We start from the raw sequence: 26562 nt of genomic DNA, 5'->3' as shown, positions 1-26562 counted from the left end.
GTGTCGCCGCTAAGATCAAAAGACTGAATTGCAAACATGATGTGCAAAAGTCTCAGAAATTAAGTTGACCAGGATTAAGCTCAATAGGCTCTTCTCCTTGTTGAAACAATCTTGCTGATAGTGTACCTTTAAGTTGAATTTCGCCATTTTCGACATGCAACCAACTTCCTTCTCTTAATCCCAAAACTGCTTGACAATTGAATTGATGAAATTCATTTATCCGCGTTTCTCTTGTTTCTCCTTTATGGGTGGAATTGGGGTCTGGATCCAGATAATGTGGGTTGAGATTAAAGGGCAAAAACTGCAAGGCATCAAAACTAGGTGGATAAACAATGGGCATATCATTAGTTGTCCCTATCGTCAATCCCGTTAAATTAGATCCCGCAGAAGTACCTACATAAGGGACACCTGCCGCAACAGCAGTTTTCAAGTCGCCAATAAGATCCAATTCATACAGCGTTTTGAGTAAAAGAAAAGTATTACCTCCTCCTATAAAAATTGCTTTTGCCTGTTTGATTGCTTCCTTTTTATCCGAAAATGTATGTAAACCTTTTACTGCAATCCCCTTTTCAGCCAATGCTGATTGGACATTTACCGTATAATCATCATAAGAAATCCCAGAGGGCCTTGCATAGGGCACAAAAATCAATTCATCCGTTTGAATGAAGTCGACGAAATCATCCTTTATATAAGCTAAAAACGAACTTCCGTGAATTGTGCTCGTACTGATAACAAGCAATCTAAAATTACTATTCATATTTAATATAATCTTACTAATCAAAAATCATTCAAATTTAGAATTTATTACCTTATTTCAACATAATTAAAAACGAACTTGAAAAATACTTATTGATTTAGAGATCCTGTGTTAAGAACCGGAGATACGGCTTTCTCACCGCACAACACCACCATTAAGTTGCTGACCATTGCAGCCTTCTTCTCATTATCAAGTTCAACAATATCCTTCTCAGACAATTTCTGTAAGGCCATCTCTACCATACCTACTGCACCTTCCACAATTTTTGCTCGAGCAGCGACAATAGCTGTCGCTTGTTGACGTTGTAACATCGCTCCAGCTATTTCAGAAGCATAGGCCAGGTGACTGATACGTGCTTCTTTAATAAGAATACCTGCTGGTGCCAATCGGTCGGATAACTCCCGCTCTAATATTTGATTGACCATCTCACCACCTTCACGCAAAGTAATTGACTCTTCATTATTGGAGTCAAGTTCCAAGTTATCATATGGAAAACTACCGGCTAGATGCCTTACAGCTGCTTCACTCTGTGTATTTACGTAAGATGTATAATTCGTAACATCATAAGTCGACTTATAGGTGTCTCCTACCTGCCAAACGATTACCGCACCAATTTCAATAGGGTTACCCATTTTATCATTTACTTTTAAAGTCTGTCCCTGCAGATTATCCAACCTTAAACTCACTTTTAAAGTTGAATACAAAGGATTGACAAAGAATAGTCCATTTTCTTTAACAGTTCCCACATAACGACCAAAGAAATTCAATACACGCGAATGGTTCGGGTTGATGATCATCAACCCTTTTAATAAGAACAATGCTGCTATTAAAAACAAAATACCCCCCAAAATATACCAGGGTGAATTGTCTGCCTGAACGAAAAATACAATAGCCAATAGCATAAGAACAATAGCCATTAAAAGAGCCAAATAACCGGAAAGTGGTTTGATTAATTTTTCCATAAGTGTTTAGTTTATTATTGTTTCATATCAAACTTAGATAATATTTTATTATATATTATTGCATTTTATAAAACAAAATTATTCGTTCGAGTCTTTTTATGTCGAACTCATCATTGCTACGCAATTATCGACATCCCATCTACCATCAAGAATTATTTTCAGAGGAAATAGAACATATTAAGATTTCAGGCTTAGAAAATTCATGATATCAGAAAGAATTTTTAAATTCGCAGCAGAAGTTCATTATCAATATGTTAAAACAATCTTTCGCACCAATTGCAAACAATCATATTCAAATACTGATCTTAGGGTCATTACCAGGCGATAAATCCATTCAAGAAGGAGAATATTATGCACATCCTCAAAATCGATTCTGGAAATTAATAAAACTGATTTTTAATAGCACGGATTTTAAATCATATAGCGAAAAGTTAGAAACGCTTTTAATAAACCAAATTGGACTATGGGATGTCTGTGCACAAGCGAACAGAAAAGGGAGTATGGATATCGCTATCGTTGAAGAAGAACCGAATAACCTTGCCCAATTCCTAACCGACCACCCACAATTGCACACCATAATTTTCAATGGTCAAAAGGCGCATCAGCTCTTTAAAAAACATTTTAAAAGAACGGAGTACCATCAATATTACATATTACCAAGTACCAGTCCGGCAAATGCTCAATATTCATTAGAAAAACTATTTAAAGAATGGGAAACTATCCTTAAAAAAGATTAACAAATATTTCCAGTAATAAAAGCATTAAATTCATAACGAATCATTATTTTTGCAGCAACATGTCAGATTTAAAATATAACCAAAGAGGTGTATCCGCAGGTAAAGAGGATGTACACAATGCTATTAAGAACATCGATAAAGGATTGTATCCTAAAGCTTTTTGTAAAATCATTCCTGATATTCTAGGTGGTGATGAGCAGTGGTGTAATATTATGCACGCCGATGGCGCAGGTACAAAATCTTCCTTGGCCTATGTTTACTGGAAAGAAACAGGTGATATATCTGTTTGGAGAGGTATAGCACAAGATGCAATCATCATGAATTTAGATGATTTACTTTGTGTCGGTGCTACAGACAATATTTTGCTATCTTCAACAATTGGTCGTAATAAAAATGTTATTCCTGGAGAAGTTCTTGCAGAAATCATCAATGGTACAGAAGAAATTCTAGCAGAACTCCGTGAAATGGGAATTGGCATCTACTCGACAGGTGGTGAAACAGCAGATGTAGGTGATTTGGTACGCACGATCATTGTAGACAGTACGGTTACATGCCGCATGAAGCGTGAAGATGTAATCTCTAATCATAATATCAAACCAGGTAATGTCATCGTTGGTTTGTCTTCCTCAGGAAAAGCGACTTACGAAAACGAATATAATGGCGGCATGGGTTCCAATGGCTTGACTTCAGCGCGTCATGATGTTTTCAATAAAAGTATTGCCGAAAAATATGCTGAAAGTTTTGACCCAGCTGTTCCTTATGATTTAGTTTTTGCAGGAAGTCAAAATTTAACCGACAAAATCACAGTTGAAACAGGTGAAGAAATTACTGCCGGAAAATTAGTGCTATCTCCGACTCGAACTTACGCACCCGTCATCAAAAAAATATTAGACCTTTACCGTCCTCAAATTGATGGTATGGTTCATTGTTCTGGTGGTGCACAAACGAAAGTATTGCATTTTGTTGATGGCGTACACGTCATTAAAGACAACCTATTCCCTATTCCTCCTTTATTTGAATTAATTCAAAAAGAATCAAATACCGATTGGAAAGAAATGTACAAAGTATTCAATATGGGACACCGCATGGAATTATATGTTTCTGAAGACATTGCAGCTGCAATTATTGCAATATCAGAATCTTTTGGTATACCAGCACAAATTATTGGTCGCGTAGAGACATCTGCTACAAAACAAGTAACAGTAAAATCTCCTTACGGCGAATTTATTTACGAATAATAAAAATTAGAATAAGGCTTGATGTAATTTCAAGCCTTATTACTCCCTATAGCCATGAAAGATAAACTAATTGTGGGATGGAAGGAATCGCTAGATTTACCAGAACTTGGTATATTTAATTTCGAAGCTAAAGTAGATACTGGAGCGGGATCTTCTGTTTTACATTGTGAATCTTATGAAATCAAAATAATTGACAATCAAAAATGGATTGTTTGTCATATTATCATTAATTTTAAAACACAGGAACTACGCATATTTCAGTTCCCCGTTTATAAAGAAAAGATCGTTAAAAGTTCATTCGGTCACAAAGAAAAGCGTTATTATATTTTAACGAAAGCCAAATTATACAATCAATTATTCGACATTAAGTTATCTTTTAGAGACCGCTCTTCCATGCGATACCCCATGTTATTAGGAAAAAGCTTCCTAAGTAAAAAATTTATCGTTGATGTCTCACGATCAAATGTGTCCCAAAAATCCATTGGATAAAACTTATATTCGTACATATTTGTTTATAGACCAGTATTACAATTAAATCATTCTAATCATAGCAAAGTGAAAATCGCTGTATTATCAACAGTTAAAAGCTTATACTCGACACGTCGATTAGTAGAAGCCGCAGAAACACGTGGACATGAATGCGTTGTTATTGACCACAGCAAATGCTATGTGGGCATTCAACAAGGCAAACCAAGCATCCACTATAAAGGTCAGGATATTTCTGATATTGATGCAATCATTCCTCGTATAGGAGCTTCCGTTACTTTCTATGGTTCTGCCATTGTAAGACAATTTGAAGTTATGGACGTCATATCCGCTAATCCGAGTCAAGCAATCACCCGTTCGAGAGACAAGCTGCGTTGTATGCAAATTCTTTCTGGTGCAGGTATAGGACTTCCCATTACTGGATTTGCGCGTACCGCTTCGGATGTAGACGACCTTATCAATATGGTCGGTGGTGCTCCACTGGTCATCAAGTTATTGGAAGGAACGCAAGGCATTGGAGTTGTATTAGCAGAAACCAAAAAAGCAGCATCTTCTGTTATCGAAGCCTTCTATGGCCTAGGAAATAATATATTAATTCAAGAATATATTAAGGAAGCAAAAGGCACCGACATTCGTGCTTTTGTTGTTGGAGGAAAAGTAGTAGGTGCTATGAAAAGAACAGCCAAAGAAGGGGAATTTCGTTCGAATATCCATCGCGGTGGAACAGCCGAAATCATTAGATTAACGAAAAACGAACGCGAAACGGCAATTGCAGCAGCAGCTTCTATGGGATTAACGGTCTGTGGTGTTGACATGATGCCATCCGACAGAGGTCCACTCGTGTTAGAAGTAAACTCTTCACCAGGATTGGAAGGAATAGAAAAGGCGACGAAAAAAGATATTGCAGGCGAGATTATCCTGTATCTTGAAAAACAATATGAGTTAAAGATGGCCGCTAAACCAGTTGTTCGAAAAAAGAAGAAAAAACAAAGCAATTTATAAAAATCAAGGTTCCGTAAATGGAACCTTTTTTCATTCTCATAAAATGTAGACAGCACGCATTTATCGTTATACAAATAACAAAATACCTTTTAAGAACTTCAAAACCTCATTTTGACAATTTAAGAACGATCAAATAAGAATATAGGGTTAAATTTGCCATTCAACATTACAATTAACATGAAGCTATTTCGATACGGGCCATTAGATCAGGAAAAAACAGGGATTCTTATTAACAATATACATTACGACACATCCGGATTCGGGGAAGATTACGATAATGATTTTCTTGCCAACAGCGGACTTGAAAGACTACAAGATTATATTAATAAAAATTTAAAAAATCTAAATCAAATTCCCGCCGATTCCCGTATCGGCACTCCTATTGCAAATCCACGTAAGATTGTATGTGTGGGTCTTAATTATTCAGACCATGCAAGAGAGACGGGGTTGAATCTAGAGCAAGAGCCCATTTTATTTTTAAAAGCTATTTCAGCATTAAATGGTCCCTTTGATGATATCATCATTCCGAAAAATTCTTACCATACAGATTGGGAAACAGAATTGGCTATTGTTATTGGAAAAAAAGGAAACCATTTTCCTATTGAAGAATCCAGCGATTATATTGCAGGATATGTCATGATGAATGATGTAACAGAAAGGCATTTTATGAAAAACAGAGGCGGAACTTGGGACAAAGGAAAAGGTTACAATACTTTTGCTCCATTAGGCCCTTACTTCGTCACCAAAGATGAAATTGAAGATGACGGAAATTTGCGTATCTGGTTAAAATTGAATGGAGAATTGATGCAAGAGGGGAATACAAAAAACTTCATTACTCCTGTAAAAGATCTTTTATCCTATATCTCCGATTTCTTTGGACTATTTCCTGGTGATATTGTTTCTACAGGTTCACCCGCCGGAACAGGTATCGGACACATCCCACAACGTTTTTTAGTCGATGGTGATGTAATCGAATATGGTATAGATGGCTTAGGTATTGCTAAAAATACATTTGTCGATTATCGCAACACCTAACATGTTGATGAAATAGTAAAGCAAGCACTTGAATCCATCAGGTGCTTGCTTTACTACATAGCGTGCCAATTATTTATAATTGATAATACCTCCAGCCAATTTTTTTTCTGACTTGTGGGCAGGTTTACCATAAACATCGATTACACCCCCTGCTCTTGTTTTGGCGACAATAGAATCTTTAGCATAAACTTCTGCTTTACCTCCGCCATTCACAGTCACATTGCTCACATCGGTCAGTAAATCTTTACCTTCATATTTACCTCCGAAATTAGAAATGACATCCTGCGTTATACTTTTTCCTATAAGAGAGATCGTTGAACCAGATGTTGCTTTGACATCCACCTTCTTAGCCTGTATATGCATAACAATCAAGCCCCCTTCAGCTGCAGATACGCTCAACTGATCGGATACAAGCTGATCAGCGTCTCTATTAATGAGCTTGGCTCCCTTCTTTGCTGACACACTTTTCAATGCATCGTAATAAACCTTTACATTAACATTATTACCCTGTAAGGCGTTTAAAGTATTCATTTTTATACGCAGTGCCCCATTTGTATTGACAACTTGAATATTTTCGGAATTATCACCTTCTATCACGACCTCATTGGATTTTCCATGAATCAACTCCACTTGTATTTTATCCGTCACATCTACGGAATTAAAAGTTCCCACATTTTGCTTTGTTTGAGCAAAACCAAATTGCGCAATAAAATATAAAATCGCACCTAATCCTAATTTTTTCATATTCATTTATTGTTTTCGTGTAACTGTTCTGCAAAATATGCACCATCCTTGACTTTAGCACATAATTTAGCAGTTTTTAACAAAAAATAGACAAAAATAAAGCATTAAAAAAGCGCATGAAGTGAAATCCCTCCATGCGCTCTTAATAGCTACCAAAGGTAGCATGATCTGATATTACAATTTATTGTTAATATCGATTGCATTTAATTCTTCGAAAGCTTGTTTCAAACGTGTAACGAAAGCTTCTTCCCCTTTACGTAACCAAACGCGAGGATCATAGTATTTTTTATTTGGTGAATCAGCACTTTCAGGATTACCAATTTGACTTTGTAAGAAGTCATGGTTTTTAGCTTCGTATTCACGAACGCCATCCCACATAGCCCATTGCATATCTGTATCGATATTCATTTTGATAGCACCGTATGAGATTGCTTCTTCGATTTCTGCCGGAGAAGAACCTGAACCACCATGGAAAACAAAGTTTACTGGTTTTTGAGCTGTTAAATTGAATTTCTCACGAATATACTCCTGCGAATTATGAAGAATAACAGGTTGTAATTTTACGTTTCCTGGTTTGTATACACCGTGTACATTACCAAAAGCAGCTGCTACAGTAAATTTATCAGAAATTTTCGACAATTCTTCGTAAGCATAAGCCACTTCTTCTGGTTGCGTATATAATTTAGAGCTATCAACATCAGAATTATCTACACCATCTTCTTCTCCACCTGTAACACCCAATTCAATCTCTATAGTCATACCTAGTGGTTTCATACGAGCAAGGTATTTTGCAGAAATTTCGATATTTTCTTCGATAGACTCTTCAGATAAATCTAACATATGAGAAGAAAATAATGGCTTACCATGTTGCGCAAAAAATTTCTCTCCAGCATCTAATAAACCGTCGATCCAAGGTAACAATTTCTTAGCAGCATGGTCAGTATGCAAAATAACAGCAACACCATAGTGTTCTGCTAATAAATGTACGTGTTGAGCAGCAGCTACAGCACCTAGAATACACGCTTTTAAACCATCATTATTTAATGTTTTACCAGCGTAAAATTGTGCTCCACCGTTTGATAATTGAATAATTACAGGTGAGTTAACTGCTTTAGCAGTTTCCATCACAGCATTGATTGAGTTTGTACCAGTAACGTTAACTGCTGGAAGTGCGAATTTATGCTCTTTTGCTAATTCGAACAACTCTTGTACTTGATCTCCTGTCAATACACCTTTAAAATCTTTTAGGCTCATATTATAATTTGCTTTTGATATTTATAATCTATTTATGGACTAAGGTAAAAAAAAATTATTGTTCTACATAATTTATAAAGTGTACATATTACACTAACCTCATTAATTAACCTAAAGATAGTGACTTCCTTCCATATTACTGGCTCTACTCATAATGATGACGGAAAACTGTTATACCTTCCCAATATCTGCATATAGCAACATCACGACTTGAAAAGGTAATTTAACTGGGAGATTATATGCTTTTAGCGCTACACTAAAGCCACTATTTCATTGCATAAGCATAACGATTACTATAGATAAACATATAAAATACATCCTAACAATAACTTGTTGCTATATTCCGCTTGATTATATTGTTTATAAAGCTCAATTTATCTAAGTTTGGTTAAAAATATTGGATATTATGTTACACGTTTATGGAATCAAAAACTGCAACACAGTCAAAAAAGCAATTACTTGGCTAGCAGATAATCAATTAGACTACACTTTTCACGACTACAAAAAAGAGGGTATTTCGGAGGCGAAACTAATCGAATGGGAAAAAGAAATTAGCTGGGAAAAACTATTGAATAAGAAAGGAAACCACTTGGAAAAAACTAGATGCCGACGAACAAGCAGCTGTTATCGATGCCAAATCGGCGAACACAGTTTTGGCTAAAAACACCAGCATGATCAAGCGTCCAGTCATTGAAGGTGGTCAACAAATCTTGGTGGGTTTTGATGAAATTGAATACGCCTCTATCTTAAAATAATCGTTACAAACCGATTATTTATCAGAAATAATTTCACATTACATCTTTTCATACTATATTTAGAGCAGAACAAGCCTTACAATTAAGTATGAAAAGATTACCCCTACTATCAATAAGTATTCTGTCCTTATCAATCACTTCTTTAAGCTTTGCGCAACAAAAAAGCAATTATAGTTATACGGAAGCATTTGCACCTTTGTTTTTCAACAATAATGGTGATGAATTTCGCTCTGCAAGTGGAAAACCGGGACCAGCCTACTGGCAAAACAATGCCGATTATAAAATCACAGCCGCATTGGACGACAAAAAAAACAGCATTGCTGGAGATGTCGAAATAAACTATACGAATAATAGCCCTGATCAGCTTGATTATATTTGGTTACAGCTGGATCAGAATATGTTTTCAAAGGAAGGTCGCGGCCAAGCCATTTCTCCATTAACGAAAAGTAGATATGGCGATGCCAATAATAATTTTGATGGCGGTTACACAATCTCTTCTGTCACCGACTTAACGGGAAAAGCTATTGAATACATCATTACCGACACCCGTATGCAAATTAGACTTCCTCAAGCATTAGCTTCAAAAGGAGGAAAAGCAGGTTTTAAAATACAGTATTCCTATACCATCCCAGAATATGGTGCGGATCGAACAGGTATCCTACCAACAGCTCAAGGCAATGTATACGCGATAGCACAATGGTTTCCAAGGCTTTGTGTCTATGATAATATTCGCGGATGGAATACCCTTCCCTATACCGGTCCTGGTGAATTCTATCGGGAATTTGGAAATTATAAGGTCGAAATTACTGCTCCCGCCAATCATATCGTAGTATTGGGCGGCGAATTGCTTAATCCACAAGAGGTTTTCACTGCAGAGCAACTCAAAAGATATGAAAATGCAAAAACAAGTGACCAAACCATTATTATACGTTCTGCACAAGAAGTAGCGCAAAAAAATTCAAGACCAAATAAAAAGAGCTTGACATGGAAATACAGTCTTAATAATGCACAGGATATTGCCTGGGCTTCTTCTTCTTCTTTTATTTTGGATGCCGCACGAATAAATTTAGCTAGCGGAAAAAAATCACTTGCCATTTCTGCTTATCCAGAAGAAAGTAACGGCAATAATGCTTGGGAACGTTCTACAGAATATACAAAGGCAGCAATCGAACATTATTCAGATCAGTGGTATGAGTATCCTTACCCTGTTGCCGTTAATGTGGCTTCAAATGTAGGAGGTATGGAATACCCAGCACTATCCTTCTGTGGCAACCGAGCTAAAGCTGGCTCATTGTGGGGAGTGACTAACCATGAATTTGGTCATAATTGGTTTCCAATGATTGTTTCCAGCAATGAAAGAGAATTTGGATGGATGGACGAAGGATTCAATACATTTATTAACGAAATTGCTACTGAAAGTTTCAATAATGGTGAATACGCTAAAAAAGTAGGCGACCCAAACAGTCAAGCTGTCCGTTTTACCGACCAAAGATTAGAATCTGTTATGAACACGCCGCAAAATATGAATGAACGAAATATCGGGATTTTAGTATACTATAAACCGGCCTATGGATTAAAACTTTTACGCAATGAGATTATTGGTAAGGAGCGTTTCGATTTTGCCTTTAAAAAATACATTTCAGATTGGGCCTATAAGCACCCTACTCCAGAAGATTTCTTCCGTTCCATCGAAAATGGAACCGGTGAGAATTTAAATTGGTTTTGGCGCGGTTGGTTTATCAATAATTGGCAGGTAGATCAAGCCATTAGCCAAGTATCTTACTTGAAAAATGATCCATCACAGGGTGCAATCATTACCGTGCAAAATTTAGAAAAACTTCCCATGCCTGTTGTCATAGAGGCAACAACAGCCTCTGGAAAGAAAATCCGAAAAAAACTACCGGTAGAAATTTGGGAAAGAAACCAATCGTTCGATTTCAAGATAGATTCTAAAGAACCTTTAGTATCTGTCCAGTTAGATCCTGATCATGTATTTCCAGATCATGTTCCTGAAAATAATAGCTGGACTGCTAAATAAAAAACTTAAATGTCATATGTAAAAGAGCATATGACATTTTTTTGTTAAAATAATTAATTTTTGAAAGATCTAAGTACTTATTATTATGTATTTTTGATTATAAAAAAGAACAAATGACAGCAGCATTCATACAGCGTTTAAGCATCTTGACAATCTTAGCCTTCAGTAGTATGTTAGGAAAACTACATGCACAGGAAAAAGTCAAAGGTATCGCAATGGAATTGGTAAGTAGCCAGACCATCAGTGGAGTTTCTATTAAAAATATAAGAACAAACACGGAAGTACTGACCGATCAAAATGGAAATTTTGTAATCGACGCCCAATTAGATGATTATTTAGCAATCGAATCGACCGGTTACCAAAAGGACACTGTATTTGTATATGACTTCGGTGTAAAAAGAGTTTATTTAAACAGACTAAACACGGCTATTGAATTGAGTGAGGTAGTTATCGAAAGAATGACCGATAGTAGGTTGCGTGCTGAAATACAGGCAGCAAAACTAGCCGGTAAATACACTGATATTGGTCAAGAACGTGGTGGTATCCGAATATCTCCTTCGCGCGTTTTCAGTAAGGAAGCAAAAAGAGCACGCCAAAGCTATAAATTACTGGTCGAAGAGCAACAAAAAAGAGCAATTGACCGTAAATTCTCAAGTGATCTTATTCAGTCCTTGACTCCTCTTGTCGACCCTGAAACTGGCTTTATTCAAAGAACAATACAGACCAACTTACAAATTTATCGAACACGCATTACAAGAAGATATAAAACTGTATATTATGGATTCGTATAAAAAATTCAATAGTAAAAAATAAAGGTATTTTTTACATCTTAAAAATGCTCCATATTAAAAAGCTTTTAACTGTATTTCAGTTAAAAGCTTTTTTTTTCACGTTTATTTATAACGCTATCCCGTTCAGTATAATCGTTCCATCATTTTTTTTTATACTTCCCTTAATTGTTTTTTAATTACAAGAGGAAGAATCAGCGCTTGAGAAGCTAAAAACCAGCTTCAAAACTTCCGTTGGAAAGATATTTTCAAGAAGGGCAATATAATTCGACAACATATGCTAAATAATGACTGCTAAAACGGTATGAAATAAACCTCCTAAAGGTTGTTCAAATAAGGTATATTTTCTCTGAAAATCATTTCTCGATGGAAAAGGAGAAATCGACAATTGCGTAGCATTCATAAGTTCCAAATAAAAAGAGTCGAACGAATAAATTTATTTTATATATGACAAAAATAAAATTGTAAATAAAACAAATTTATCTAAGTTTGACTTTGAAAAGACAAATATTACAATTTTAAAACCACTATAACTTAAAATATCTTATGCTTTTTAAAAAATCAATTAGCAAACTAATAGCAGAGGCGGATCTCAATGGTCAAGCTACCTTAAAACGTACACTTTCCAGTTCCGGTCTTATTGCATTAGGAGTAGGTGCCATTATTGGTGCCGGACTATTCTCATTAACAGGTATCGCTGCTGCTGATCATGCTGGCCCCGCTGTTGTGCTCTCTTTTATCATTGCAGCAGTCGGCTGTGGGTTTGCTGGATTATGTTATGCAGAGTTTGCATCGATGATACCGGTTGCGGGTTCAGCATATACCTATTCCTATGCGACTATGGGCGAATTTATGGCTTGGATCATTGGCTGGGATTTGGTCTTAGAGTATGCGCTAGCAGCAGCTACAGTATCTGTGAGTTGGTCGCAATATTTCAATCAGCTCCTAATAACTTTAGGTATAGAGCTTCCAAGTCAATTTTTACACGGTCCTTGGGAAGGCGGTATTGTGAATGTACCAGCCATTGTCATTGTTTGTTTGCTTTCCTTGCTCTTGATGCGCGGAACAGAAGAATCTTCTTTTGTCAATAATATTTTGGTAATTTTAAAAGTTGCTGTTGTTCTCATTTTCATCGTATTGGGTTGGGGCTTCATAGATGATGCCAACCACACTCCTTTTATACCGATCAACCACGGCGAAGAGCTCGTGAAAAGTGGTCAATTAAGTTTCTGGAGTTTCCTTCAAAGTGACGATTTTGGACATTATGGCTTTAGCGGAATTTTACGTGCTGCGGGTGTCGTATTCTTTGCTTTTATAGGTTTTGATGCCGTTAGTACTGCTGCTCAAGAAGCGAAAAACCCTAAAAAAGGAATGCCAATTGGTATTATCGGTTCCTTGATTATCTGTACGTTATTATATGTACTCTTCTCTTATGTATTAACAGGATTAGCACCGTATACTGAATTTAAAGGTGACGCCAAACCCGTTGCAACTGCCTTTGCTAAAACAGGATATACATTCTTAAATACCGCTTTAATCGTCACTATTATTGCTGGATATACTTCCGTTATCCTAGTGATGCTTTTAGGGCAAAGTCGTGTTTTTTATTCCATGAGTAAAGATGGTTTATTGCCTAAAGTATTCTCTGACCTATCAAAAAGACAAACTCCATGGAAAACCAATCTTATCTTTATGGTTTTTGTCAGTATTTTTGCAGGATTTGTGCCGGTTTCAGATTTAGGTCATATGGTAAGTATTGGTACTTTATTTGCCTTTACCTTAGTTTGTATCGGTATTCTTGTTTTACGGAAAACAGAACCTAACTTAGAACGGCCCTTTAAAACACCATTTGTACCACTTGTACCAATCTTAGGGATTTTGGTCTGCGTATTGATGATGGCTTCATTACCAGTCGAATCTTGGGAACGTTTAGGTATTTGGATGTTGATCGGGGTTGTCGTCTATTTTGTATATAGCAAAAAGCATTCAGTCATACGTAAAGAATATGCTGAAGAGCAAAAATCAAAAGAATAAAACAAATAGGCTGCTTCAAAAATGAAGCAGCCTATTTGTTTCGGGTATTATTATTTTTCCATACCTGATAGGCACGGAAGACCTCCATCCTATTTATCTGCAAGTTCGACTTCAGTCACAATATAAACGTCTTCGTTTTCTTTCTTCATTTTATATTTTTCACGCGCTATTCTTTGCACTTCACGTTGGTCAGATCGAATATTAGTGACGGTCTCAATGATTTGTTCATTTTCCTTTTCATAAAAATCTTTTTCCCGTTCTAGATTACTCTTCTGGTGCTGATAACTGTATTGTGTCGCAAAATCATTCCGATCAAAAAAACACATCCATATCGTAAAAGCGATACCAGCTAAAAAGTATTTATTTCGAATAAGTGCTAAAAATCTATCCATAATACAAAAGTAATATTAAAGATCTATACATGCTAAATCTCTATTAAATATAGAAACATTTCTTTAAAATCAGCCACAATTTCACTTAAATGCTTTTCATTTATGGAAAAAGTAAATGACCGTCATCTATTAATGAAGAAGAATAATCTTATCTTTAACCCTATTATTGAATAGAATCGAGCAAATGAAATATTACCTTATAGCTGGCGAAACATCGGGAGATCTGCATGGTGCAAACTTAATCAAAGCACTAAAGATCGAAGATTCGGACGCTACTTTTAAAATAGTGGGTGGAACGGAAATGGAAGAGGCTACAAATCAAAAAGCATTGATTCATACCGCAGATATGGCTTTTATGGGTTTTGTAGAAGTTCTTAAAAATTTAGGTACCATCGCAAAAAACCTTAAAAAAGTCAAAGCAGACATCATCAAGGAACAACCTGACTGTGTTATCCTCATCGACTTTCCTGGTTTTAACCTTAAAATTGCAGAATTTGCAAAGAAGAATGGCCTAAAAACCTGTTATTATATCTCTCCTAAAGTCTGGGCCTGGAATCAAAAACGTGTCGTCAAAATCAAGCGTGTCGTGGACCATATGTTCTGTATCCTCCCTTTTGAAGTGGATTTCTACAAAACATGGAAAATGCCAGTTGATTACGTTGGCAATCCGCTATTGGATGCCATTTCTGCCCATAAATTCAATCCTAATTTCATTAAGGATCAACAGCTAACGGATAGGCCAATCATAGCCCTATTGCCCGGAAGCCGTAAAATGGAAATCGCCAAGTTATTACCCATCATGGCCAATTTAACTTACCTTTTCCCAATGCATCAATTTGTCATAGCCGGAGCACCTAATTTCAATCAAGCCTATTACCAACAATATATAGGTGATCAGCATATTCCTGTCGTATTTAATGCCACCTATGATTTGCTCAAACATGCCGAAGCAGCAGTGGTAACAAGTGGAACAGCTACACTAGAAACAGGAATCCTAAAAATCCCTCAAGTCGTAGTCTATAAAGCCAATGCCATATCGATTTGGATAGCGAAGCTGGTGATCAAAGTCAAATTCATTTCATTGGTCAATCTGATTAATAACTATCTTTCTGTTCGTGAATTGATTCAAGAAGATTGCACAACCTACGATATCGCACAAGAATTAGATCAACTTATCAATAAACCAGAATACCGCGCGAGCGTAATGGAAAACTATGAGGTACTTGCCGAAAAGTTAGGACAACCAGGGGCATCAAACAAAACAGCTAAATTAATTGTTCAGTATTTGAAGTAGCGCATTAAACCTTCAAAAACGCTATTCGTCAAATGAATGTTGTTTAACATAAATTACTAATAGCCATGAAAAAAATAATTGCAATGTTAGCTTTTGCCTTTTTGGCATTTCAGTCACATGCTCAAAGCAATGTTGAGCACATCAGTAAGTTAGAGATTGGGAAAAAGGCTAAAAAAGTCTATAATAACAAATCATCTGACTCGACTATTAATTTGCATATTGATACCTTAATAATGGGAGATAAAGCATCCTTGATGTTTTACGGGAACAAAAATGTCAATCTGAACATTGGTCACGCCATCATTAGCAATAATGCTTCCATTTCGGGAACAGATAGCAAGAACAATGGTGCTAATTTTGATATTCAAGCAAATTTCCAAAAGTTAGGGTCTCTCTATATCATAGCGAAAGGAGATAATGCCTTTAACGGAACAAAAACATACCCAAATGGAAACGGTGGGAATGTGAAGTTAACACTTGCTGAAAATAGTATCGTGCCACAGCGTGAAAATAAGAAGCAACCGAATTATCTTCAAATTGCAAATGAAGGTGGAGGGAAAAATGTCAATGCCACAAGTGACCTGAGATCAATTTATGATCGCGTGAGACAGGCTCCTGGAGGGCTAAGAGGTCTTCCTCAAGGACAGATTTACTCAGGAAGTCCTGGAGTAGATGGAAAAACTGAAATTATCAGTATCAAATAAAAAAAGCGAGCATAGCTCGCTTTTTTTATTTGATACTCTTTTATATTATCGACAGCCTTGTTGCTTTAGTTCATAGGCTAAAACAAGTTTTGTCATTCGATCATAACGGGCCATGCCCTCCTGTTGATTGTTGTGCTTCAAATAGCCATTATAGAAGATTCCTGATGCAGTATTGATCCAGCCTGTATAATTACTCCAAAAAGCAGCTTCCTCCTGTAAATCACTTAATACACCCTTTGAGAGGCGATTTTTAAAACTCAAAAACAACCCTTCATCAATCCCTCTCAACTCTTGCAACATATAAGTCGTCGTTTGCAAATAATTTGAGTAGCGATAGAAGGCTTCCGAATGGTTTCTCAACCGTACATATGCAATAAAATTAGCTTCATCCTCAAATCCTATCCCTTGTTGATGAGCAAGTTCATGAACATAAGTAAAAGGGCTGGAAACCACAGGCATTTCCGTATTCACATGTGCTTCATGCGTAAAAGGATTAAAATATCCAGAAACGCCAAAATAGGACACCAAAGTACTATTGAGTGGGCCTTTCGCACGGATGAGTGTTGTGGAAAGGAAAGATTGAAATGTCGTGTCTGTACGAACCAATTCTTCCATATCCCTTTTTATTTTCTCTCCATGATTTTCCCATTCTTTTGGATTTACTTCCGCTCGTAATGTGTTCGTTGAATCTAAACTCTGCTCCAGAAGCACCAAATAATCGGCCAGTTGTAGACTATCGGTATCCAAACCTGCGTTTTCTGTAATCGGAGCCCGATAATAATGCATTGCCCAACTACTATAAAAATACAGATATAATCCCAATACAACATTTAAAAGGCAAATAAAGGATTTAATCGCATGAATATAATTCTTTCTCAATAAATTTTTAAGCGCACACACAGCTATTCCAACTAGGGAAACCACGATGATTACATAGCATATATCTCCAATACTAAAAGGTATATATCCGAAAATAGCCTGCGGAACATATGAAAATAAGGGATACCACAATCGTGAAAAATAGCGTTCGACTAAAGCAGTCTGCCCTTCCATATAGGTCAAAATACCAATAAGAAGCAACAGGATAGCAAAACATAGCAGAGGCTTACGCAATATCGTTTTCATCTAATGATTAGCTTTCATTTTCAAAATATAATTTATAGTAATTCATCCCTTTTTCCTCATCAAATCCTTTCTCGATATATTCTCGTTTCCCATGTAAATAAACATGGAAATTTTTATCTAATTTTAAGACGGTTTTATAAGACGTTTCCATTTTTTTAACGGCTTTATCAGCGATATCAAAACTACTTTGAAAAGGAGACTCAAACTCATCTTCAAATCCAGACCTAAAATCTTTAAACAAACTCGCCGCAATTGGATTCCCGATAACCTCTTCCTCAAATTCCTCTTGGTCAAAGGTTTCTTTCTCCTTGAAATAATTCATGGACTTATTGAGTAAATCAATTTTATCTGCTTTTTCCAATTCAAACATATCATCCAGTTTTTCATTGACAAAGTTTTTATAGACTTTCAGATAGTTGCCTGTTTGATTAAAGTCATCGTTACGAATTTTTATTTTCAAGAAATCATCCTTCCAATACACAGCTTCTGTTTTGTTGGTTTGATCCACAATCAGCACCTTGTATCCCTCTTCCTCTTCTACATTTACTATAATAACTCCCTTATCTAATTTATTGATATTAATTGCCTCTTCCTCATAATCCAATTGAAAACCGCCTTGGTTAGGATAGACCTTTAAATACGTTTCCTTATTCTCAGATTTAAAAATGCCAATTGCATCGTAATTCTCACCCTCAATCTGTACATTTTTCAAGGATACGACATAAACTTCTCCCGGTTTAATCTTCGGGTGCATACAAACTTCGTAAAGATGTTTGGCCACCTGTTGTGAAAATTCATGAAAAGGCAACTGACCTTTAAAAAACTGCTTCGTGAAATAATAGATCTCATTCAACTCCAATTCCCCATTGGGATGGAACAAACGATAGACTTCATTCACTTTTGCAAACGGACCCATAAAATATTGCATTAATAAAGGCGGTAAGACTTCATCGTTTTCCAATGGAACAGGTTGTTCGGATAAAATATAAAACTCTTCTTGCGACTTGTTTCCTACGCGATGAATAGAAAGTTGCTCGAAAGTTGCATCTTGATGAAAAAACATATTTTTTAATTAAATTTTATTTTTTAAAAATTATATAAATCTAGCGCAGTCTTAAATGTTTGACAATGCGCATTGACGATATCTTTTATACGTGGAGAATAGCCTCCCCCCATACTCACCTGTACAGGAACTTGATTTTTCAAGCAAAGTTTAAAGACAAATTCATCCCGCGATCGACAGCCTTCATGCGAAAGTTTCAACTTTCCCAACTTATCTGTTTCCAAAATATCAACTCCTGCTTGGTAAAATACAAAATCTGGCCTTACTTTTTCGAATACCGCAGGCAAATAAGTATCCAACACCTGCAAATATGCATCATCCATTATGCCATCTGCGATAGGGATATCTAAATCTGAACGTTCCTTGATAAATGGAAAATTCTTCTCTCCATGTACCGAAAAAGTAAATACTCGGTTATCATCTTGAAAGATATGAGCAGTTCCGTTACCTTGATGGACATCTAAGTCAATTATTAAGATTCGTTGCACAGATTTATGCTTTAATAAATACCGTGCAGCCACCGCCTGATCATTAAGTAAACAAAATCCTTCTCCGAAATCATAACCTGCATGATGCGTACCGCCAGCAACATTAAAGGAAACTCCATTTTGTTGTGCATATAACGCTGATTGAATGGTACCATCCAACAGGTAGCGTTCACGATCGACTAAGCTTTTTGTCAAGGGAAAACCAATCCTCCTGATCATCTTAGCGTCTAACGTCAGATCAAATAAGGATTGGACATAACTCGGGTCGTGAGCCAGACATGCCACTTCAAATGAAGCCAGCTTCGGTTCAAAAAAATCAGATTTACTGACCACACCCTCGTGCAATAATTGTAAAGGAATTAATTCATACTTTTCCATCGGAAATCGATGACCTTCACGTACGGGATGAATATATTCGGGGTGGAAAGCAATCTTTAGCAAAACAATGTATTTAAAACTTTACTAAGATAATAAAAAGGTCAATTATTGGTTTTTATTGTGGATAATATTTTAAAAAATAGTTTCTCTTTATAAAAAAAAACGGCCTATTCCCGTTAAAAAATATTTCTTGATGGAAGACGCAAACGAATATTTTTTTTATATATGACACAATAAAAATTGTAAATAGAACAAATTTATTTAAGTTTGGTTACAACTAATTAAACATATGGAACTCAGTCCAAAACCTCAACTATCTGCAGAAGAGCAGCGTGTCTTAGGGTCATTGATAGAAAAGTCAAAGGTCACGCCCGAATATTACCCAATGTCACTAAACGGACTACAAAGTGCATGTAATCAAAAGACCGCACGTAGACCTATTGCACAATATACGGACGAGACCATCATCAACACCTTAGCTATATTGAAGAAAAGAGGACTCATCGCACATGTGGTAGGTGGCGGAAGCCGTGTTACGAAATATAAGCACAATCTCGCCATACAATTTCCTTTACTTCCTTCAGAATTGGCCATTATCTGTCTTCTTTTACTTCGTGGACCATTAACAGCCGGTGAGATTAATTCAAATTCTGGAAGCATTTATGATTTTGAAGCTTTAGAAGATATCACCTCACAACTCGAAAAATTAGCGACCGAAGGTTTTGTAAAAGCATTAGAAAAGCAGCCTGGACATAAGGAAATTCGCTATATTCATTTGTTAGGCGACGTTAATCTTGCGCAATTTGAACAAACACATGGTACTCCTGAAAACACGGATGCTTTACATAAAAGAATTGAAAATTTAGAACAAGAACTAGCACAATTGAAACAGCAATTTCAAGAATTCTGGGATGAACTACATTAAGAAAAATCAAATTTCAAAACACTGTTCCTCTACATGATACACGACCAAGCTACGATAACAAAAAATTTGAACATGTAAATCATCATTAATCTTTCATCTCTACTTTACAATTTTAAACATTAAAAAACGAAAACATGAAATTTGGACAAGTATCGAACCCTAAGGATATAGACTTTACATTACCCCCTACTGCGCCTGATACCCTAAGCTTATTAAAGGAACTGCAGCATAAAGACAACTTTGCAGCCTATGTTGGATGTGCGAAGTGGAACAAGTCCGATTTGAAAGGATTCTATCCAAAAGGCACAAAGGATGAACTTCCATACTACAGTAAGCAGTTCAATAGTATTGAACTCAATGCGACTTTTTACAATACACCATCAAAAAGTCAAGTTGAGACCTGGAAAGAAAAGACTACTCCCGATTTTAAGTTTTGTCCTAAAATACCCCAATCCATTAGCCACTATAGCCGCTTACTCAATACTGATGAAAAAGTTAAGGAATTTACAGATAGTATCGCTTTATTTGAAGAAAAATTAGGGATGACTTTCCTACAAATGCACGATAACTATAAGCCAAAAGATATCGAGCGTTTGCGGGAGTTTTTAATTAAATTTCCAAAAGGCATACCCCTAGCAGTAGAAGTCCGTAATGAAGAGTGGTTCTCCAATCCCGCAACAGCTACTTCATATTATAAATTACTCGAAGAGTTTGACATGACAAATGTCTTGGTTGATACAGCAGGAAGACGTGATTTATTGCATATGCGATTGACCACAACTTCAGCATTCATCCGTTATGTCGGAGCCAACGACCCTTCCGATTATCCCCGATTAGCAGAGTGGGTAACTGTAATTAAACAATGGCGAGAGGCAGGTTTACAAAACTTGTACTTTTTCATCCACCAAAATATCGAAGTAGAATCGCCCCTACTGGCAGCTTACTTTATCCAAAAATTAAACAAAGAACTCAACCTTAATCTCCATATACCTACCACAAATAATTAGGTATTAAAAAAGGCGACTCTACCTGTGTAGAGTCGCCTTTTTTATAAAGTATTTGCAAATTATTTTTTCGCAAAACGGAAGTTCTTTCCGATAAAACGAGCGTTAGCACCCAATTCTTCTTCAATACGTAACAATTGATTGTATTTAGCCATACGATCAGAACGAGAAGCAGAACCAGTCTTAATTTGACCACAGTTCAAAGCAACAGCTAAATCAGCAATTGTTGCATCTTCAGTTTCACCAGAACGGTGAGACATAACCGAAGTATAGTTTGAGTTCTGTGCTAAAGTAACCGCATTGATCGTTTCTGTTAATGAACCGATTTGGTTAACTTTTACTAAGATTGAGTTTGCTGTATCCGTATCAACACCTTGTTGTAAACGTTTTGTGTTCGTAACAAATAAATCGTCACCTACTAATTGAATAGTAGCACCGATTTTCTCTGTTAACAATTTCCATCCAGACCAATCATCTTCTTGCATACCATCTTCAATAGAGATGATAGGATATTTTTCAGTCAATTCTGCTAAGTAAGCTACTTGTTCTTCAGAGCTACGGATTGCACCTTTATCACCTTCAAATTTTGTATAATCGTATTTACCGTTTACGTAAAATTCTGATGCAGCACAATCTAAAGCTAAACAAATATCAGATCCTGGCTTGTAACCAGCAGCTTCAATTGCTTTTAATACCGTCTCGATTGCATCTTCAGTACCGTCAAAAGTTGGAGCAAATCCACCCTCGTCACCTACAGCTGTAGATAAACCACGGTCATGTAAAATCTTTTTCAAGCTATGGAATACTTCAGTTCCCCAACGTAAAGCTTCAGAGAATGAAGGTGCACCAACTGGCATAATCATAAACTCTTGGAAAGCGATAGGAGCATCCGAGTGAGAACCACCATTAATGATGTTCATCATCGGAATAGGTAAAGTATTCGCATTAACACCACCAATATAACGATATAACGGTTGGCGAGACTCCTGAGCAGCAGCTTTCGCAACAGCTAAAGAAACACCTAAAATAGCATTAGCACCTAAGTTTCCTTTATTTTCAGTTCCGTCCAAATCGATCATGATTTTGTCGATTGTATTTTGTTCGAAAACATCAACACCTTCTAAAGCCGCAGCGATTTTAGTATTTACATTTTCTACTGCTTTCAAAACACCTTTACCTAAGTATTTTGACTTATCACCATCACGTAACTCTACTGCCTCATGAACACCTGTAGAAGCACCAGAAGGTACTGCAGCACGTCCAACGAAACCATTTTGTGTCGTTACATCTACTTCGATAGTAGGATTTCCGCGCGAATCCAAAATCTGACGCGCATGTACATCAATAATTAAACTCATTGTAATATTGGTTTAAATTTTTATATAGTATTTTTATACAATACTTAGTGTAATTTTTACACTAAAAAATTATATTCTGATTTAACACTCAAATATAACTAAAATTGGGCTTATTAAAAAACGTATTCCACAATTTTATGGCAAGAATGAATACCCAAAGCCAAAAAAAAGGGGCTAGCAATGCTAACCCCGATACTTATGAATTATTTTTTTATCAACGCAATGAAATCGTCGAATAAATAACGTGAATCATGTGGTCCAGGAGATGATTCTGGGTGGTATTGCACCGAAAAAGCGTTCTTACCGATCACACGAATTCCTTCGATAGATTGATCATTTAAATTGATATGGGTTACTTCTACTTTATCGGATTGTTCAATATCTTGAGCTATAACACCAAAACCGTGGTTTTGTGACGTAATCTCACAACGATTTGCAATGATGTTTTTCACAGGGTGATTGATTCCGCGGTGTCCATTATGCATTTTTTCAGTACGGATATCATTCGCTAATGCTAATATTTGGTGTCCAAGACATATTCCAAACATGGGTTGATCTGCTGCTAAAATATCTTTAACCGTTTGTATTGCGTAATCCATAGCTGAAGGATCACCAGGACCATTGGAGATAAAATATCCCGCTGGATTCCATTCTTGCATCTCAGCGAAAGTTGTCTTAGCAGGAAATACCTTAGCATAAACATCTCTTTGATCAAAGTTGCGAAGGATGTTCTTCTTAATACCTAAGTCTAACACGGCAACGCGAACAGGAGCTTCTTCATTACCATAGAAATAGGGTTTCTGTCGTCGAAACACGCGAAGATAATTCCAATCCATCCATTGATGGTACATTTGCTAAAGCTGCTTTTAACGAATCGATATCCAAATTCTCCGATGAAATAATCGCATTCATAGCACCTTTATTGCGAATATGACGGACCAATGAACGTGTATCAATATCCGAAATACCAACTAAATTTCCTTCTTCAAAATAGCTCTGAATAGATTCGTCTGCCATTTTGCGACTATAGTTAATATTATAATTTTTACAAACTAATCCTGCTATTTGAATCTTATCTGATTCAGCATCATTTTTGTCAATTCCATAGTTACCAATATGGGCATTGGTTGTTACCATAATTTGTCCGAAATATGAAGGATCGGTAAAAATCTCTTGGTAACCTGTAGTTCCGGTATTGAAACAAATTTCGCCAGTAGTCGTTCCAATTTTACCCGCTGCTTTTCCGTGGTAAACAGTTCCGTCTTCTAAAACTAAAATTGCAGGCAATTTGCTGTAGTTGGTCATTATTTATTAAATTATAAAATTGTTTTTTCCTAATTTATTGTTACATCGAAGTTTGGTGTATAAAAAAAGCCCTAAATGGGCTAAATAATCAATAAATAAATTGATTCAACGATAACGAAGGTATCGTTTTTTATAACATTTGCGAAAGCATTTACTTCAATTTTCACAGGAGACAAAGGTATAACAAAATCATCAAAGTAGAAAGACTTTTTTTTATATAATTTCGGATTTTATAATGATCTCTGCTCCAGTAATTAAATTTCAGAATTAATTAGGACTTTCTTTAACCATTTTTAATCACATTCCCATCAGCGTCTTTAAAATTCCCAATAATGATCATGACCAAATCGATGATATACCATATACCACAACCTCCAAAGGTGAGCAATTGAATAACACCCGTACCAATCTTACCTACATAAAAACGATGAGCACCAAATGGACCTAAAAAAATACACAACAACAAACAAGCTAACCATCTTTCATCCTTTACAGGGCCACCATACTGCTGTTGACTGAAGTATAAGGGTTGACGTACACCGCACGAAGGACAGATTTCGGCTTGCACATGAATTAAGGTACCACATTGTACACAATATTTTTGCGTAGGTTGATTCATAATTTATAAGTTTAATAGCCTAAAGTTACAAACTACAATTCAAAAACAAGCGTATTTAAACAAAAAAAGCGATTGCAAAATTGCAATCGCTTTTTTTATATCAGCAATCAAATACTACGAATTAATTGCTTTCCAAATCATATCTTTTAATTGTAGGATATTCTTACCAGCAACAGATGAGATAAAGATATGCGGGAGTCCTTCAGGAAACTTCCTTTTCCATCTCACGTTCCAATTCATCATCCAACATATCCGACTTTGTAATCGCCAATAATTTAGGCTTATCACGAAGCTCTGGATTGTAGACAGAAAGTTCGTTCAATAGAATATCATATTCTTGCTTTATCGTACGTTCAGTGTCCGCAGGAACCATAAATAACAAAACAGAGTTTCGCTCAATATGCCTCAAAAATCGATAACCTAAACCTTTACCTTCCGATGCGCCCTCTATAATACCTGGAATATCAGCCATTACAAAAGATTTTCCATCACGGTAACTCACGATCCCTAAATTGGGAACCAAAGTCGTAAAAGGATAATTCGCTATTTCAGGCTTAGCAGCTGAAACCACAGACAATAGCGTAGATTTTCCAGCATTTGGAAATCCCACTAAACCGACATCTGCCAACACTTTCAATTCCAAGATAATCCAACGCTCTTGACCCGGCATACCTGGCTGCGCAAAACGTGGCGTTTGCTGTGTAGACGATTTGAAGTGCCAGTTTCCTAAACCACCTTTTCCACCAGGTGTTAGAATCTGCGTTTCACCATCTTCCGTAATTTCAAATAAAATCTCACCCGTTTCAGCATCTTTGGCTACTGTACCAGCTGGAACCTCAAGAATTTCATCAGCCCCTGAGGCACCTGTACTCGTTCCAGAGCTACCAGACCCACCACTAGAAGCGATGATATGCTTCCTGTATTTCAGGTGTAATAAAGTCCACAATTGCGTGTTCCCTTTAAGGATGATATGACCACCTCGTCCGCCATCACCACCATCAGGACCACCTTTCATGGTTGTTTTATCTCGATGTAAGTGCGCTGAGCCTGATCCTCCGTGTCCCGATCGACAACACACCTTCACATAATCAACAAAATTCGAACCTTGCGCCATAGAAATAAAATATAATTTTTAGTAAAACGTTGCCGTTTTATTATTTAATAATTGTCAATAATAGCCGTTAAATCTCCAAAGATAACATCAATATCACCGATACCGTTTACCTTAGACAATTTACCTTGTGCTTCATAATAAGGCAATACATGAATCGTTTTTGTAAAATACTCATCGATACGTTTCACCAATTTATCTGCAGCATCATCTGCACGTCCAGAAATCTCCTGACGTTTGGCAATGCGTGTTTTTAATTCATCTTCATTCACATCTAAAGCAATAACTACTGAAATAGAAGTGTTAATAGTCGCTAAGAAAGCATCCAATGCCTCAGCTTGCGCCACTGTACGTGGGAAACCATCAAAAATAAATCCTTTTGCTTCCGGATTTTTCTTCACTTCCTCTTCCAACATCGCAATCGTAACCGAATCTGGCACCAAATTTCCATCAGCTATAATCTGACTGACTTGTTTACCTAGAGTTGTCTGGTTTTGAATATGAGCCCTAAAGATATCACCTGTTGAAACATGAACTAACTGGTATTTATCGATAAGTTTCTGCGATTGTGTTCCCTTCCCTGCCCCCGGAGGGCCAAATATTACAAGGTTTAGCATAGTAGTATTTAGAGTAATAGAGTAAAAAAATAAAAGCCTAATCGCTATATTGATTAGGCTTTTCAAATAGTGCGCTCAAAGGGAGTCGAACCCCTAACCTCCTGATCCGTAGTCAGGTGCTCTATCCAATTGAGCCATGAGCGCGTCAACCATTACGTCATCTTCATTGCTGTTCTTCCGTTTTGGTGATGCAAATATAGGCAAAATAGCCCTGTCTCCAAATTATTTTTTCAAATATTATCTAATCCACTGATAATGAAAGAAAATAAATCACCCTCTATCCAATGCCATTAATATCAATTCGTAATCTAAATCCCCTATGCTGCGAAATGACATCAAAACAATAACA

The 26562-nt window shown here is 36.5% G+C and carries 24 protein-coding genes, 1 tRNA gene and 2 pseudogenes; 13 read left to right on the top strand and 14 right to left on the bottom strand.

Translation table 11 applies throughout. The features are described 5' to 3' along the window. Positions 1 to 52 precede the first annotated feature (52 nt). Positions 53 to 757, bottom strand: a complete 705-nt coding sequence (gene pepE / locus ACFX5U_RS06485; protein WP_400262820.1) for a dipeptidase PepE — start codon at positions 755 to 757, stop codon at positions 53 to 55. 89 nt (positions 758 to 846) lie between these two features. Continuing rightward, on the bottom strand, positions 847 to 1719 hold the full coding sequence (locus ACFX5U_RS06480) for an SPFH domain-containing protein (RefSeq protein WP_280569152.1): 873 nt from the start codon (positions 1717 to 1719) through the stop codon (positions 847 to 849). Positions 1720 to 1970: 251 nt separating this feature from the next. Here ACFX5U_RS06480 and ACFX5U_RS06475 point away from each other — a divergent pair, with 251 nt between their 5' ends. From ACFX5U_RS06475 to ACFX5U_RS06455, 5 genes are all read left to right on the top strand, one after another. Beyond that, entirely contained in the window at positions 1971 to 2456 is a 486-nt protein-coding gene (locus tag ACFX5U_RS06475) for a DNA-deoxyinosine glycosylase (protein WP_400262819.1), read from the top strand. 59 nt (positions 2457 to 2515) lie between these two features. Then, positions 2516 to 3694 carry an AIR synthase related protein gene (locus ACFX5U_RS06470; protein ID WP_038697204.1) on the top strand — a complete coding sequence of 393 codons (1179 nt, stop codon included), beginning with the start codon at positions 2516 to 2518 and terminating at the stop codon, positions 3692 to 3694. A 54-nt stretch (positions 3695 to 3748) separates the two neighbouring features. Further along, a complete protein-coding gene (locus tag ACFX5U_RS06465; protein ID WP_038697202.1) occupies positions 3749 to 4183 on the top strand; it encodes a RimK/LysX family protein in 435 nt (144 codons plus the stop codon). 66 nt (positions 4184 to 4249) lie between these two features. Next, positions 4250 to 5182 (top strand): 30S ribosomal protein S6--L-glutamate ligase, encoded by a 933-nt coding sequence (gene rimK / locus ACFX5U_RS06460; RefSeq protein WP_038697200.1) that lies wholly within the window; start codon positions 4250 to 4252, stop codon positions 5180 to 5182. Positions 5183 to 5359: 177 nt separating this feature from the next. After that, positions 5360 to 6217: a fumarylacetoacetate hydrolase family protein gene (locus tag ACFX5U_RS06455; protein ID WP_400262818.1), complete on the top strand. Its 858-nt coding sequence runs from the start codon at positions 5360 to 5362 to the stop codon at positions 6215 to 6217. A 69-nt stretch (positions 6218 to 6286) separates the two neighbouring features. Here ACFX5U_RS06455 and ACFX5U_RS06450 read toward each other — a convergent pair whose 3' ends face one another. Both ACFX5U_RS06450 and fbaA read right to left on the bottom strand, forming a co-directional pair. Next, positions 6287 to 6961 (bottom strand): head GIN domain-containing protein, encoded by a 675-nt coding sequence (locus ACFX5U_RS06450; RefSeq protein ID WP_400262817.1) that lies wholly within the window; start codon positions 6959 to 6961, stop codon positions 6287 to 6289. A 174-nt stretch (positions 6962 to 7135) separates the two neighbouring features. Continuing rightward, positions 7136 to 8215 (bottom strand): class II fructose-bisphosphate aldolase, encoded by a 1080-nt coding sequence (gene fbaA, locus ACFX5U_RS06445; protein WP_280569164.1) that lies wholly within the window; start codon positions 8213 to 8215, stop codon positions 7136 to 7138. A 572-nt stretch (positions 8216 to 8787) separates the two neighbouring features. Between fbaA and ACFX5U_RS06440 the strand changes: the two genes are divergently transcribed. The 4 genes from ACFX5U_RS06440 to ACFX5U_RS06425 all read left to right on the top strand — a co-directional run bounded on the left by ACFX5U_RS06440 (position 8788) and on the right by ACFX5U_RS06425 (position 13830). Continuing rightward, positions 8788 to 8970 carry an ArsC/Spx/MgsR family protein gene (locus tag ACFX5U_RS06440; protein ID WP_400263572.1) on the top strand — a complete coding sequence of 61 codons (183 nt, stop codon included), beginning with the start codon at positions 8788 to 8790 and terminating at the stop codon, positions 8968 to 8970. A gap of 88 nt (positions 8971 to 9058) precedes the next feature. Then, entirely contained in the window at positions 9059 to 11008 is a 1950-nt protein-coding gene (locus ACFX5U_RS06435; RefSeq protein ID WP_400262816.1) for a M1 family metallopeptidase, read from the top strand. 113 nt (positions 11009 to 11121) lie between these two features. Beyond that, positions 11122 to 11799: a hypothetical protein gene (locus tag ACFX5U_RS06430; protein WP_400262815.1), complete on the top strand. Its 678-nt coding sequence runs from the start codon at positions 11122 to 11124 to the stop codon at positions 11797 to 11799. A gap of 543 nt (positions 11800 to 12342) precedes the next feature. Beyond that, positions 12343 to 13830 (top strand): amino acid permease, encoded by a 1488-nt coding sequence (locus ACFX5U_RS06425; RefSeq protein WP_038697189.1) that lies wholly within the window; start codon positions 12343 to 12345, stop codon positions 13828 to 13830. A gap of 89 nt (positions 13831 to 13919) precedes the next feature. Here the strand turns inward: ACFX5U_RS06425 and ACFX5U_RS06420 are convergent, their stop codons facing one another. Further along, positions 13920 to 14222 (bottom strand): septum formation initiator family protein, encoded by a 303-nt coding sequence (locus ACFX5U_RS06420; protein WP_038697187.1) that lies wholly within the window; start codon positions 14220 to 14222, stop codon positions 13920 to 13922. A gap of 184 nt (positions 14223 to 14406) precedes the next feature. On the opposite strand from ACFX5U_RS06420, the gene lpxB reads away from it, so the two are divergent. Both lpxB and ACFX5U_RS06410 read left to right on the top strand, forming a co-directional pair. Continuing rightward, on the top strand, positions 14407 to 15516 hold the full coding sequence (lpxB, locus tag ACFX5U_RS06415; RefSeq protein ID WP_400262814.1) for a lipid-A-disaccharide synthase: 1110 nt from the start codon (positions 14407 to 14409) through the stop codon (positions 15514 to 15516). 65 nt (positions 15517 to 15581) lie between these two features. After that, complete coding sequence (locus ACFX5U_RS06410) at positions 15582 to 16220, top strand: hypothetical protein (RefSeq protein WP_038697183.1); 639 nt, start codon at positions 15582 to 15584, stop codon at positions 16218 to 16220. Between the two features lie 45 nt (positions 16221 to 16265). On the opposite strand, the gene ACFX5U_RS06405 is transcribed toward ACFX5U_RS06410, so the two are convergent. The 3 genes from ACFX5U_RS06405 to ACFX5U_RS06395 are packed head-to-tail and all read right to left on the bottom strand — an operon-like array spanning position 16266 to position 19337. Further along, positions 16266 to 17345 (bottom strand): DUF3810 domain-containing protein, encoded by a 1080-nt coding sequence (locus tag ACFX5U_RS06405; RefSeq protein ID WP_400262813.1) that lies wholly within the window; start codon positions 17343 to 17345, stop codon positions 16266 to 16268. Between the two features lie 7 nt (positions 17346 to 17352). Beyond that, positions 17353 to 18408 (bottom strand): nucleoid-associated protein, encoded by a 1056-nt coding sequence (locus tag ACFX5U_RS06400; RefSeq protein WP_400262812.1) that lies wholly within the window; start codon positions 18406 to 18408, stop codon positions 17353 to 17355. A 23-nt stretch (positions 18409 to 18431) separates the two neighbouring features. Beyond that, positions 18432 to 19337, bottom strand: coding sequence for a histone deacetylase (locus ACFX5U_RS06395; RefSeq protein WP_400262811.1), 906 nt, complete (start codon positions 19335 to 19337; stop codon positions 18432 to 18434). 226 nt (positions 19338 to 19563) lie between these two features. Here ACFX5U_RS06395 and ACFX5U_RS06390 point away from each other — a divergent pair, with 226 nt between their 5' ends. Both ACFX5U_RS06390 and ACFX5U_RS06385 read left to right on the top strand, forming a co-directional pair. Continuing rightward, on the top strand, positions 19564 to 20199 hold the full coding sequence (locus tag ACFX5U_RS06390; RefSeq protein ID WP_400262810.1) for a YceH family protein: 636 nt from the start codon (positions 19564 to 19566) through the stop codon (positions 20197 to 20199). 134 nt (positions 20200 to 20333) lie between these two features. Then, positions 20334 to 21206, top strand: a complete 873-nt coding sequence (locus ACFX5U_RS06385; protein WP_400262809.1) for a DUF72 domain-containing protein — start codon at positions 20334 to 20336, stop codon at positions 21204 to 21206. A gap of 59 nt (positions 21207 to 21265) precedes the next feature. Here ACFX5U_RS06385 and eno read toward each other — a convergent pair whose 3' ends face one another. The 6 genes and pseudogenes from eno to ACFX5U_RS06355 all read right to left on the bottom strand — a co-directional run bounded on the left by eno (position 21266) and on the right by ACFX5U_RS06355 (position 26357). Continuing rightward, positions 21266 to 22561, bottom strand: a complete 1296-nt coding sequence (eno, locus tag ACFX5U_RS06380) for a phosphopyruvate hydratase (protein ID WP_038697172.1) — start codon at positions 22559 to 22561, stop codon at positions 21266 to 21268. Positions 22562 to 22764: 203 nt separating this feature from the next. Next, a pseudogene (carA, locus tag ACFX5U_RS06375) lies at positions 22765 to 23866 on the bottom strand (glutamine-hydrolyzing carbamoyl-phosphate synthase small subunit). A 283-nt stretch (positions 23867 to 24149) separates the two neighbouring features. Further along, on the bottom strand, positions 24150 to 24485 hold the full coding sequence (locus ACFX5U_RS06370; protein WP_280569200.1) for a TM2 domain-containing protein: 336 nt from the start codon (positions 24483 to 24485) through the stop codon (positions 24150 to 24152). A gap of 114 nt (positions 24486 to 24599) precedes the next feature. Beyond that, positions 24600 to 25599: pseudogene (gene obgE, locus ACFX5U_RS06365) on the bottom strand (GTPase ObgE). 44 nt (positions 25600 to 25643) lie between these two features. Then, the gene (locus ACFX5U_RS06360) at positions 25644 to 26213 is read right to left on the bottom strand and encodes an adenylate kinase (RefSeq protein WP_038697164.1); all 570 of its coding nucleotides are present in this window, start codon (positions 26211 to 26213) and stop codon (positions 25644 to 25646) included. Positions 26214 to 26283: 70 nt separating this feature from the next. Beyond that, positions 26284 to 26357, bottom strand: a tRNA-Arg gene (locus ACFX5U_RS06355). Positions 26358 to 26562 lie beyond the last annotated feature (205 nt).

This window comes from Sphingobacterium sp. SG20118, from assembly GCF_044740685.1.
In the GTDB taxonomy this organism is placed as follows: domain Bacteria; phylum Bacteroidota; class Bacteroidia; order Sphingobacteriales; family Sphingobacteriaceae; genus Sphingobacterium.
The sequence above is the reverse complement of the archived record's forward strand: the minus strand, read 5'-3'. Positions and strand labels throughout refer to the sequence as shown.